This window comes from Enterobacter cloacae complex sp. I1M (assembly GCF_014982425.1).
In the GTDB taxonomy this organism is placed as follows: Bacteria; Pseudomonadota; Gammaproteobacteria; order Enterobacterales; family Enterobacteriaceae; genus Enterobacter; species Enterobacter intestinihominis.
The window spans coordinates 114,462-126,133 of record NZ_JADCLG010000016.1; the positions used below are offsets into that span (position 1 = coordinate 114,462).

General features: G+C 55.8%; 10 protein-coding genes. 1 reads left to right on the plus strand and 9 read right to left on the minus strand.

From position 1 onward, the window contains the following. Positions 1-39: 39 nt before the first annotated feature. From hflC to nnr, 9 genes are all read right to left on the minus strand, one after another. Positions 40-1,044: a protease modulator HflC gene (hflC, locus tag INF86_RS10235; RefSeq protein ID WP_022646821.1), complete on the minus strand. Its 1,005-nt coding sequence runs from the start codon at positions 1,042-1,044 to the stop codon at positions 40-42. 2 nt (positions 1,045-1,046) lie between these two features. Further along, positions 1,047-2,306, minus strand: a complete 1,260-nt coding sequence (gene hflK, locus INF86_RS10240; RefSeq protein WP_022646820.1) for an FtsH protease activity modulator HflK — start codon at positions 2,304-2,306, stop codon at positions 1,047-1,049. A 56-nt stretch (positions 2,307-2,362) separates the two neighbouring features. After that, complete coding sequence (gene hflX, locus INF86_RS10245) at positions 2,363-3,643, minus strand: ribosome rescue GTPase HflX (protein WP_003855991.1); 1,281 nt, start codon at positions 3,641-3,643, stop codon at positions 2,363-2,365. Positions 3,644-3,717: 74 nt separating this feature from the next. Further along, positions 3,718-4,029 carry an RNA chaperone Hfq gene (gene hfq, locus INF86_RS10250; protein WP_006810391.1) on the minus strand — a complete coding sequence of 104 codons (312 nt, stop codon included), beginning with the start codon at positions 4,027-4,029 and terminating at the stop codon, positions 3,718-3,720. A gap of 85 nt (positions 4,030-4,114) precedes the next feature. Continuing rightward, positions 4,115-5,065 carry a tRNA (adenosine(37)-N6)-dimethylallyltransferase MiaA gene (miaA, locus tag INF86_RS10255; protein WP_023299133.1) on the minus strand — a complete coding sequence of 317 codons (951 nt, stop codon included), beginning with the start codon at positions 5,063-5,065 and terminating at the stop codon, positions 4,115-4,117. Beyond that, positions 5,058-6,902: a DNA mismatch repair endonuclease MutL gene (mutL, locus tag INF86_RS10260; RefSeq protein ID WP_193543483.1), complete on the minus strand. Its 1,845-nt coding sequence runs from the start codon at positions 6,900-6,902 to the stop codon at positions 5,058-5,060. The genes miaA and mutL overlap by 8 nt, the downstream gene beginning before the upstream one ends. A 9-nt stretch (positions 6,903-6,911) precedes the next feature. After that, positions 6,912-8,252 carry an N-acetylmuramoyl-L-alanine amidase AmiB gene (gene amiB / locus INF86_RS10265; RefSeq protein ID WP_022646817.1) on the minus strand — a complete coding sequence of 447 codons (1,341 nt, stop codon included), beginning with the start codon at positions 8,250-8,252 and terminating at the stop codon, positions 6,912-6,914. Between the two features lie 16 nt (positions 8,253-8,268). Further along, positions 8,269-8,730 (minus strand): tRNA (adenosine(37)-N6)-threonylcarbamoyltransferase complex ATPase subunit type 1 TsaE, encoded by a 462-nt coding sequence (gene tsaE, locus INF86_RS10270; protein ID WP_003855970.1) that lies wholly within the window; start codon positions 8,728-8,730, stop codon positions 8,269-8,271. Next, positions 8,723-10,246 (minus strand): bifunctional ADP-dependent NAD(P)H-hydrate dehydratase/NAD(P)H-hydrate epimerase, encoded by a 1,524-nt coding sequence (gene nnr, locus INF86_RS10275; protein ID WP_032677168.1) that lies wholly within the window; start codon positions 10,244-10,246, stop codon positions 8,723-8,725. Before nnr ends, tsaE begins: the two co-directional genes overlap by 8 nt. On the opposite strand from nnr, the gene queG reads away from it, so the two are divergent. Further along, positions 10,245-11,384: a tRNA epoxyqueuosine(34) reductase QueG gene (queG, locus tag INF86_RS10280; RefSeq protein WP_015572463.1), complete on the plus strand. Its 1,140-nt coding sequence runs from the start codon at positions 10,245-10,247 to the stop codon at positions 11,382-11,384. The two genes, nnr and queG, sit on opposite strands and share 2 nt — an antisense overlap. The last annotated feature ends 288 nt before the right edge of the window (positions 11,385-11,672 follow it).

Genomic DNA, 11,672 nt, shown 5'->3' on the forward strand with positions numbered 1-11,672 from the left:
GTGAAGAGCGGTGGTTTGAATACTCAAACGAGCCTGAGTTTATCGCGTTGCGTTAGTCGGCGTCTTCATATAACGGAAGAAATCGCTGTCCGGGCTGAGTACCATCACATCCTGGTTGCTCTGGAAGCTATTCTCGTAAGCACGCAGGCTACGGATAAAGGCGTAGAAGTCGGGATCCTGGCTGAAGGCATCGGCAAACAGCTTCGCGGCTTCGGCATCGCCTTCACCACGCAGGATACGGCCCTGACGCTCAGATTCCGCCAGCGTCTTGGTCACTTCGTAGTCCGCTGCGGCACGCAGTTTCTCGGCCTCTTCCTGACCCTGTGAACGGTGACGACGGGCTACCGCTTCACGCTCGGCGCGCATACGGTTGTAGATCGCCTCGGACACCTCCGCTGGCAGGTTGATCTGCTTGATACGCACGTCAACCACTTCGATACCCAGTGCAGCCATACTGTTCGGGTTGATCACCGGTACTTTACCGTTGGTTTCAGCCTGAACGCGTTCAGCCGCTTTGGCAATCGCGTCATCCGCTGCCGGTGTTTCCACTTCGTCTTCGGTACCCGCTGTACCTGAGTTCAACGCATCACGCACTTCCAGGGTCAGACGACCTCGGGAGTCGGTCACGATGTCTTTTACATCCAGACGACCAATTTCAGAACGCAGACGGTCAGAGAACTTACGTTTCAGCAGCACTTCTGCCTGAGAAACGTCACCACCGCCGGTTGCCAGGAAGTAGCGGCTGAAGTCGCTGATACGCCATTTGATGTAGGAATCAACGATCAGGTCTTTCTTCTCTTTAGTCACGAAACGGTCGGCCTGGTTATCCATGGTCTGGATACGTGCGTCGAGCGTTTTGACTGACTGAATGAAAGGCACCTTGAAGTGCAGACCCGGCTCGTAGATCACCGGACGCTTGTCGCCGTCACGCACGACGCTGCTAAACTGGAACTTGATCCCACGTTCGCCCTCTTTCACCACAAAGATGGAGGTGTAGAGCACGACCAGTGCGATGATGATGATCGCAATAACTGACTTACGCATCCTTATTCCCCCTGACGCTGGTAGTCGTTACGCTGCGCGTTAGCACGGCGTTGGTCCATAATGTCACCATCGTTCGAAGAAGGCGTTGTGTTCGCGCTGGAGCTACCAGACGAGGCTGGCGGCAGACGCAGCAGGTTGTTGGCTCCGCTGTTGTCTTTTGCTGCCGGTGCAGAACCGCCTTTAAGCATCTGATCCAGCGGCAGCACCATCAGGTTTCCGCCTTTGTTGTCGTTAACCAGCACTTTACGCGTATGGCTCAGCACTTTTTCCATGGTCTCGATATAGAGACGCTCACGGGTAATTTCCGGCGCGGCTTTATATTCCGGCAGGATCTTCGCGAAGCGAGCCACTTCACCCTGTGCTTCCAGGATGGTCTGGGTCTTATACGCGCGCGCTTCTTCCAGAATACGCTGCGCCTGACCGTTTGCACGCGGCTGAACTTCGTTGGTATACGCTTCCGCTTCACGGATGTACTGCTGTTCGTTTTCACGCGCGGCAATCGCATCGTCAAACGCCGCTTTCACCTCTTCCGGCGGACGTGCAGCCTGGAAGTTGACGTCCAGCAGGGTGATACCCATGTTGTACGGACGGATGGTCTCTTCCAGCTCGCGCTGGGTATCGCTACGAATAACGGTACGACCTTCGGTCAGGATACGGTCCATGGTGTATTTACCGATCACGCCACGCAGGGCGCTGTCGGTCGCCTGACGCAGGCTGTCATCCGCGCTGGTCACGCTAAACAGATAACGCTCAGGATCGGTCACGCGGTACTGGACGTTCATCTCAACGCGCACCACGTTTTCGTCAGAGGTCAACATCACGCCAGACGCCGCCAGTTCACGGACGGACTCCACGTTCACTGCGGTCACGTTATCAATGAAGGTCGGTTTCCAGTTCAGGCCCGGCTCAACCAGATGGCTGAACTTACCGAAACGGGTTACCACGCCGCGCTCTGCTTCTTTAATGGTGTAGAACCCGCTGGCTGCCCAGATGATGACTACCGCCGCGGCCACAATGCTTACTACGCGGCCACCCATAGGCGGGCGCGGACTCTGAGTGGAGTTGCCACCCGAGCCAGAACCTTTTCCTCCGCCAAGGCCACCAAGCTTTTTGCTCAGTTTGCGGAAGATATCATCCAGATCCGGCGGCCCCTGCTCGCGACCACCTTTGTTGCCATTTCCCCCAGAGTTGCCGCCTTGATTATTGCTGCTTCCCCACGGGTCGCGGTCTTGTCCGTTATTACCGGGCTGATTCCACGCCATGTATATGCTCCATATTTGTTATGCAAGGGCGAATTTTTCAGGCTTCCCCTTTCTGATCAGACGATATAGTCCGCCAGCGCAGGTTCTTGTTTACAGAGGCGACGCCAGTCAACGATCGGCATACGCACCTGCATCCCCACGCTGCCGTCATCCTCCATCCACTCTTTTTCTATCGCCTGAAGCTGATAAAACCGGCTACGCAGCCTGCCTTCCTGTGGCGGTAGTCGCAGCGTGTGCTGTGCTACCTCACCGGAAAGACGTTCTGTCAAAGCCTGGAAAAGCAGTGGCACACCAATCCCGGCCTGAGCAGATAGCCAGACCCGAATTGGTTTGTTCTCTTCGTCTCGGTCGATACGCGGTTCGAAATCGTCCAGCATATCGATCTTGTTCATCACCAACAAAGTGGGAATTTCGTGGGCGTCAATCTCTTCGAGCACCACATTCACCGCGTCGATGTTCTCCTGCACGCGTACGTCAGCCGCATCAATCACGTGCAGCAGCAGGGTCGCCTGACGCGTCTCCTGCAACGTCGCTTTAAACGCCGCCACCAGATCGTGCGGCAGATGGCGGATAAACCCTACGGTATCCGCCAGTACCGTTTCACCGACGTCTGCGACGTCAATACGGCGCAGCGTAGGATCCAGGGTCGCAAACAGCTGGTCTGCGGCATACACCTGGGCCTCGGTTATCTGGTTAAACAGGGTGGATTTACCGGCGTTGGTATAGCCCACCAGCGACACCGTTGGGATGTCGGCTTTGGTTCGCGCCCGACGCCCCTGTTCGCGCTGTTTCTCGACACGCTCCAGACGAGAAAGGATCTGGGTTATACGGCCACGCAGCAAACGACGGTCGGTTTCGAGCTGGGTTTCACCCGGGCCACGTAAACCAATCCCGCCTTTTTGTCTTTCAAGGTGTGTCCAGCCACGCACCAGACGCGTCGCCAGATGGCGCAACTGCGCCAGCTCAACCTGCAACTTACCCTCGTGGGTACGCGCACGCTGAGCAAAAATATCTAAGATCAACCCCGTGCGATCGATAACACGACATTCGCAGAGAGCTTCCAGGTTACGTTCCTGAGCCGGAGACAGCGCATGATCAAACAGCACGACTGATGCGCCGGTTGCTTTTACGGCATCCGCAATTTCAACTGCTTTACCTTCACCAACAAAGTACTTCGGGTGCGGCGCTTTACGGCTACCGGTAATCACCTGCATTGCTTCGACACCGGCGGAAGAGACCAGAGATTCAAACTCCTGGAGGTCTTCCATATCTTTGTCTTGCGAAAAATAGATGTGTACCAGCACCGCCTGCTCACCGGCGTCATAACGGTCAAACAAGCGTAAACCTCTCTAAAAAGATCAGCGGGGAACGCAGGATCCCTGGCTCCCCGTGTGGAAAACAGCCCAAAACCTTATTCGGTTTCTTCGCTGTCCTGCGCAGGAGCAGATGAACCCTGCGCGTTGCTGCCATGATGGTAGTTACTGCCAGTGCCGCCGCCAGCGTTATTGCTGTGATGAGATACCGGACGGGACGGAACAACAGTAGAAATCGCGTGCTTATAGACCATCTGGCTGACCGTGTTTTTCAACAGGATCACGAACTGATCGAAAGACTCAATCTGACCTTGCAGCTTAATACCATTCACCAAATAAATAGAAACTGGAACACGCTCCCGACGCAATGCGTTCAGGAACGGATCTTGTAAAGATTGCCCCTTAGCCATTCTATCTTTTCCTTATATGCTTGTTTTGTACTTAGAACCTTGCGATTCTGAAAAATTGCGCACGATACGGCTTAATTGTACACATTCAGTCAGCGATATCACCAATAACCTCAATCACTTCGTTTAACGCCTGTTGTGGTTTTTCACTGTCTAACCAGTGAACACCCTCCCAACCACGCAACCAGGTGATCTGGCGCTTCGCTAACTGTCTCGTGGCGCAAACACCTCGATAAACCATTTCATCGTATGAAATCTCGCCTTCAAGATACGACCACATCTGGCGGTATCCCACACAACGAATGGAAGGCATGTCCGTATGCAAATCTCCACGGGCAAAAAGCGCCCGCACTTCTGCTTCAAAATCTGAAGCCAACATCTGATGAAAACGCTGCTCAATTCGTTGATGGAGCAGTTCACGGCTCGCCGGGGCGATGGCGAACTGATGCACCTGATACGGCAGAGCGTCTCCTGACGTTTGCGTCAGTTCCGTTAAAGTTTTACCCGAAATGAAAAAAACTTCCAGTGCCCGGGAAAGCCTTTGCGGATCGTTTGGGTGGATCCGCGCTGCGGCAACCGGGTCAATCTCTTCCAGTTGCCTGTGCAAAACGTCCCACCCCTGCTCTGCCGCCTGCCGCTCAATCTTCGCTCTCACTTCCGGATCGGCCGATGGCAGAGGCGATAACCCCTCCAGCAGCGCCTTAAAGTAGAGCATCGTGCCGCCAACTAACAGCGGTATACGTCCCGCGGCGGTAATCTCGGCCATCTCAGCTAAGGCGTCGCGGCGAAAATCTGCTGCGGAGTAAGCCTGTGCCGGGTCGAGAATATCCAGTAAACGGTGCGGTGCCGCACGCAGTTCGTCTGCGTTGGGCTTCGCCGTGCCGATGTCCATTCCTCGGTAAATGAGGGCTGAATCAACGCTAATCAACTCTACTGGCAAAACTTTACGTAACTCAATGGCTAACGCCGTTTTACCGGAGGCCGTTGGCCCCATTAAAAAAATCGCCTTTGGCAGGCTCGCCTTACTTACATCAGTCATGTTTCAGGGCGGTCATCGCCGTTTTTAAATCAACAGGTTGTAACAAACCACCTGGCGGCGCTTTCACCAGTTGTGGACAGAGGCGTTCCACCTCTGCCAGAACGGTAATCGCCTGCGCCATACTCCACGGCGAATGTTCGCTGGCCAGATGGCGGGCGATCCACTGCGCGGTATCGGCGGCATCAAACGTCGTTTGTTGCGCCAGGTAGCCTATCAGTTCAGGAATCAAGTTTTGTAAATTTTGTTGGCGTAAGGGTAAAGGCACTGCGCGAATTGTCACATGCTGCGCGTCCAGTACGATTTCAATCCCCATTTCGGCAAGAAGCGCCTGGGCACGCTGCAAAACCCCTGTTTCTTCATGGTTTATTTTCAACCGAACCGGGATCAGTAACGGCTGAGCACAGGCGGCGTTTTCCCCTGGCGTCAGTTGCGCCTGTTTAAGCCAGCGTTCCGCTACCGGCAACGCCAGCAGCATCAATTTCCCCTCGCGTTCAAGCAGTGCCATGTCCGGGGCGACAATCGTCAATACCCGGCCAAAACTCTGGCTATGTCCGTCAAGGGAAGACGGCGATACCTCAATATGTTCTTTCCGTTCCACGGCTGGGGTGTTCAGCAATTTACGGTATAACGCCCCTTGCTGCTTTTGATACCCCGGCTGGGCATTTGGGTAGTTGGCGCCCGTCGGGCGCGGTGCGCTTCCCGCTGACGAAAAACGCGGAGCCACTGGTTCGCGCGCGGCTGCGGGTTCAGCGAAATGGTTACGTCCGGCCGCCACGCGATTTTCTGGCAGCGATCGCGGTGCAGGAACGTCGTTTTCCAGCGGCAGCGTTGGCTCAGCCTGCTTCTGCAAAACGCTAACGACGCCCTGATAGATAAAATCATGCACCAGACGCGACTGGTGGAAACGCACCTCGTGCTTGGCGGGGTGCACGTTAACGTCAACCTGATGCGGGTCGATCTCCAGATAAAGCACAAAGGCGGGCTGTTGATCGGCGCCGAGCTTATCTTCACAGGCCTGGCGAATGGCGTGGTTAATCAGGCGGTCGCGCATCATGCGACCGTTGACGTAGCAGTACTGAATCTCAGCAAACGCGGCGCTACTGGCGTTCGGATCGGCAACCCAGCCGCGCAGGGCCAAATCGCCATGCTGCCACTCAATGGCCAGCGCTTTTTCCAGGAACGGCGTGCCGCAGATGGCGCCCAGCCGACGCTCCTTTTGCCCGCCTTCCGCCACTGCCCGGTACTGACGCATCACCTTACCGTTATGACTGAGGTTAAGAGTGACATCAAAGCGTGCCAGCGCGATGCGGCGGATGATCTCGTCGATATGTCCGAATTCGGTCTTCTCGGTTCGCATAAACTTGCGCCGGGCGGGCGTGTTATAGAAAAGATCCAGCACTTCAAGCGTGGTGCCTACCGGGTGCGCCGCTGGTTTAACCGTGACGTCCATATCGCGCCCTTCGGCGTAGGCCTGCCAGGCTTCCTGCTGGTCGGCCGTGCGGGAGGTCAACGTTAAGCGGGAAACGGAGCTGATACTGGCCAGCGCTTCGCCGCGAAAACCCAGGCTGTTAATCGCTTCCAGATCGTCAAGTGACGCAATTTTACTGGTGGCATGACGCGCCAGCGCCAGCGCCAGCTCGTCCTTTTTGATGCCACAGCCGTTATCACGAATGCGGATAAGCTTTGCGCCCCCGCGTTCAATATCGATATCAATGCGGGTCGCCCCTGCATCGAGGCTGTTTTCCACCAGCTCTTTTACCACCGATGCAGGGCGTTCCACCACCTCACCGGCGGCGATTTGGTTCGCGAGCTGCGGCGGTAGAACCTGAATCGGCATGAACTCTCCTTAATTAGTCGCGGTCATCTCACCCGGCAGCGCGGCGCTTGCCGTCTGGGCTGCCCCGCCCTGCGGCGCAGACTGAAGCGGATGCGCGTCAAAGTATTTACGCAGACCGTTATAAATCGCTTCAGCAATTTGCTGCTGATAGCTGTCGCTTCCCAGTAAACGCTCTTCACCGTGATTACTGATAAAACCCGTCTCTACCAGAATCGACGGAATATCCGGTGAACGCAGGACACCGAGGCTCGCATGTTCCGGACGACGCTTATGCAGCGATCCGACGCTTTGCAGCTGGTTGAGTACGTTAGTGGCGACATCATACCCGACGCGCTGAGAATGACCGAACTGTAAATCCAGCACCGCCTGGCTGAGATACGGATCGGCCTGGCTGTTTGCCAGCACATCGCCTGCCCCGCCTAACAGTTCAGACTGCTTCTCGTGCTCTTCAAGCCAGTTCGCCATTTCACTGTTGGCACGACGGTTCGACAGTACCCATACCGACGCGCCGGTGGCGTTACGGTTCGGCGCAGCATCCGCGTGAATCGACACCAGGAAGTTGGCGTTTTGCTTACGCGCCACATCCGAGCGTCCCATCACTGAAATAAAATAATCTCCGTCGCGGGTCATGACCCCTTTGAACATCGGATCGTCATTCAGAAGCGCACGCAGCTTACGGGCAATGGCGATAGTGACGTTTTTCTCCCGCGTGCCGCCCGGGCCAATCGCGCCAGGATCTTGCCCGCCGTGTCCGGCGTCGATGGCGATAATCACTTTGTCGCCACTGACCGGCGTTCGCCGCGCGCTGACCGCCGGACGCGTCACCGTGTTGCTGCTGGTCACGGCGGTAAGTCGGTCATTTTGTGATTTAAACGGATTACGGGCTGGCTCAGACGGCCTTGGGGTATAAACCGGCGCTTCTACGCGTTTTGCTACCACAGGTGCAGGCGGTGGCGGCGGCGGAACATCAGCATTAATGGTAAAAACCACCGTATAACTGGCGCCGTTTTGCTGCTTAACCGCCTTCGTTTTGCCCTTTTCGGTGAGATCGACCACCAGACGCAGAGACTGCGCATCCTTCGGCGTCCCCGAACGGATGCTTTTCACCAGATTGTTGCCGCTGAACTGGAGCGGCAGCCCCTGGATCACCCCGGACTGTTTAATATCGAGCGCCACGCTGCGGCTGTCGATTTGTGAGAAAGCATATTCAGGATCGCCCATAAAGCTGAAGGTAATGCGGGCCTGGCTATCGCCATTCGACACCTGAATATCCGAGAGGCTGGCCGCACCGGCCTGCGCGCACAGCAGAACCGTGGCTGCCAAAATCCAACCTTTAACGCGATTAATCATCCCGTTATCCCTACGCTCAACCGGCTAAACGCGCCAGTAAGGAACAGCCTGATGAGGAAACCGCACTGATGCGCGCCTCACGCCCTTGTGCCTGATAATCCAAGTGAATTTCGACATCCGGGTCAGGCAGCACACCCGCACCTTGTTGCGGCCACTCCACCAGGCAAATGGCGTCGTTGGCAAAGTAATCGCGGATCCCCATAAATTCCAGCTCCTCAGGATCCGCAAGACGATATAAATCAAAGTGGTACACCATGATATTTTCAAGCGTGTACGGCTCTACTAGCGTATAAGTCGGGCTTTTTACGTTCCCGTTATGGCCTAACGCCTGCAAAAAACCACGGCTGAAGGTTGTTTTACCCGCGCCTAAATCACCATACAGATAAATGACGGTCGCCCCCTGACAGGCCTGCGCCACGCGCTTGCCGAGATCTAAAGTGGCTTGTTCATCAGGTAAAGGAATCGCTCGATTAGTCATTTTCTACGTCAATCACATCCGGGTTAACAACACGCCGCAGCGTGCAAAAAAGATCGGTGGCCAGCATACCGCGCGTTCCGTAACGAGCAGCCAGCCTGTCAGCCGCCGCACCGTGGGCCACGCAGCCAGCACAGGCTGCATCATAAAGGGGAAGTTTCTGTCCGAGCAATGCGCCAATGATGCCAGAGAGCACATCACCCATGCCGCCGCTCGCCATGCCTGCATTACCGGCATCAACGATGCCCATCGCATCATCGCTGGCAATAACGGTCCCCGCCCCTTTCAAAACGACAACACCTCCGTAACGTTTTACCAGACGTTGGGCTGAAAGTAAGCGATCGCTTTCAATTTCTGCCACGCTACAGTTAAGCAGCCGTGCGGCTTCGCCGGGGTGTGGCGTCAGAATGCGATTGTGACGCTTATCCGGGTTTATTGCCAGAAGGTTAAGCGCGTCGGCATCCCAGAGCATCGGCTTACGAAAATTCTCGGCCTTTTGCAGGGCCTGTTTACCCCACTCCTGCTGACCCAGGCCCGGACCAATGACTACCACGTCCGCCCACTCAAGACCCTCTTCAATCGCCTGTGGGGCAAGCTCGTGGACCATCAGCTCCGGCCGCGCGGTAATAATCGGCGGAATGTTTTCGCTGCGGGTCAGCACGCGTACTAATCCGGCACCGCTGCGCAACGCGGCCTCTCCTGTCATGCGAATCGCACCTGCCGTGCCATGATCGCCACCGATAATCAGCAGCCGGCCATGATCACCCTTATGGGATGTGGGGCGGCGCGGAGGCAGCCACTGAGCAAGCAGGGAGGCATCAAAGCGGGTGATGTGGGTATCCTGTCCAGCCAGCCAGTTTTCCAGCCCCAGTGCGTTGTGATGTAACGTCCCCACGACATCCCGCGCTTTACCGGTAAGCAAACCCGGCTTCAGGGCGATAAAGGTCACGGTGTGCGCAGCCTCAATCGACACGCCCGGCGTCGCGCCGGTTTGCGCCATCAGGCCGGAGGGAATATCCAGCGCCACCACCGGGGCGGGGTGCGCATTAGCGTGGGTAATCAGCGCGGCGACGTCATCGCGAGGCGCGCGCATCAGCCCCGTCCCCAGCAGACCATCAACAATCACGTCGACATCCTCGGGCCAGATAATATCAGGCGCATGAATAATGCCCCCCGCATTCAGCCAGGCCTCTCTCGCCATGCCAGCCTCTTCCGGTAGCGGCTTGTCGCTCTCCAGCGCCAGCAGGGTAACGCGCAGCCCCGCCGCCACCGCAAGACGAGCCACCACATAGCCATCGCCACCGTTATTGCCGTGCCCGCACAGAATCAGGTAGTGCGAGGCATCCGGATAAGCCGTGCGCGCCACGTTAAACGCCGCCTCGCCCGCGCGCTGCATCAGTTCATAAAGGGTAACGCCGAGGCTGTCTGCGGCCTCTTTTTCGGCCCGACGGAGGTCATCCGCATGCCAGATGGAATGTGGTATACTTGCGGGGTTTTTCTTCACAGTATGGTCCGTCATGTCACAGCCCCTCGATCTCAATGAATTAGCGCAGAAAATAAAACAGTGGGGTGCTGAACTGGGCTTCCAGAAGGTCGGTATTACCGATACCGACCTCTCTGCCAGCGAGCCTAAGCTACAGGCATGGCTGGATAAACAATACCACGGCGAGATGGAGTGGATGGCGCGCCACGGTATGATGCGTGCCCGCCCCCACGAGCTGTTGCCGGGTACGCTGCGCGTCATTAGCGTACGCATGAACTATCTGCCCGCTAACGCGGCCTTTGCGCGCACGCTAAAAAATCCTTCGCTGGGTTACGTCAGCCGATACGCTCTGGGACGTGATTACCATAAACTTCTGCGCAACCGTCTAAAAAAGCTCGGGGAAACCATTCAGCAGCACTGTGTTTCGCTGAATTTTAGACCCTTTGTCGATTCTGCGCCTATTCTTGAGCGCCCGATCGCCGAAAAAGCCGGGCTTGGCTGGACAGGTAAGCACTCACTTATCTTAAGCCGCGACGCGGGCTCATTCTTTTTCCTGGGTGAATTGTTGATTGATTTACCCCTGCCGGTAGACGGTCCGGTGGAAGAAGGGTGTGGCCGCTGCGTGGCCTGTATGACCATCTGCCCAACGGGCGCTATCGTTGAACCCTATACCGTTGATGCGCGCCGCTGTATCTCTTATCTCACCATCGAGCTGGAAGGTGCTATTCCAGAGGAATTTCGTCCGCTTATTGGCAACCGCATCTACGGCTGTGATGACTGCCAGCTGATTTGTCCGTGGAACCGCTATTCACAGTTGACAGACGAAGAAGACTTCAGTCCCCGCAAGGCGTTACATGCCCCGCAGCTGATCGAACTGTTCGCCTGGAGCGAAGCCTGGTTCCTGAAGGTGACGGAAGGTTCCGCCATACGTCGTATCGGCCACCTGCGCTGGCTGCGTAATGTGGCCGTTGCGCTGGGTAATGCCCCATGGGATGAAGCCAATCTTCAGGCGCTCGAAAGCCGCAGAGGTGAGCACCCACTTCTTGATGAGCACATAGAATGGGCGATTGCGCAGCAAATTGAGAAGCGAAATGCCGGCGTGGTTGAAGTGCAGTTACCGAAGAAACAGCGCCTGGTCAGGGTGATTGAAAAAGGGCTGCCACGGGATGTGTGATATATTCACAGGCTGTGAATAAAAATAAGAATTCAGGCGCAATAAGGTTTAGCAAACAGGTCAAGTGATCTCAATAACATTTTGAAATCAAATTTTCTTCATAGATTACAGTTAATTACGAAGATATTATTCACCCTGCTAACATTTTGCACAACTGGGATTTATCACAGTTTCTGTGGATAACTCTGTTTACAAGAGTGTTTCAGATACAATAGAAAACGTCCCCAACGAAGCATTTCGCTGTGGATAATTTAGGAAAGAAGAAGAATTTGGAGCGGGAAACGAGAC

Coding starts and splice junctions, on each gene's coding strand:
- hflC (WP_022646821.1), bottom strand. CDS start 1,044: ATGCGTAAGTCAGTTATTGCGATCATCATCATCGCACTGGTCGTGCTC.
- hflK (WP_022646820.1), bottom strand. CDS start 2,306: ATGGCGTGGAATCAGCCCGGTAATAACGGACAAGACCGCGACCCGTGG.
- hfq (WP_006810391.1), bottom strand. CDS start 4,029: ATGGCTAAGGGGCAATCTTTACAAGATCCGTTCCTGAACGCATTGCGT.
- miaA (WP_023299133.1), bottom strand. CDS start 5,065: ATGACTGATGTAAGTAAGGCGAGCCTGCCAAAGGCGATTTTTTTAATG.
- mutL (WP_193543483.1), bottom strand. CDS start 6,902: ATGCCGATTCAGGTTCTACCGCCGCAGCTCGCGAACCAAATCGCCGCC.
- amiB (WP_022646817.1), bottom strand. CDS start 8,252: ATGATTAATCGCGTTAAAGGTTGGATTTTGGCAGCCACGGTTCTGCTG.
- tsaE (WP_003855970.1), bottom strand. CDS start 8,730: ATGACTAATCGAGCGATTCCTTTACCTGATGAACAAGCCACTTTAGAT.
- queG (WP_015572463.1), top strand. CDS start 10,245: ATGTCACAGCCCCTCGATCTCAATGAATTAGCGCAGAAAATAAAACAG.
- nnr (WP_032677168.1), bottom strand. CDS start 10,246: ATGACGGACCATACTGTGAAGAAAAACCCCGCAAGTATACCACATTCC.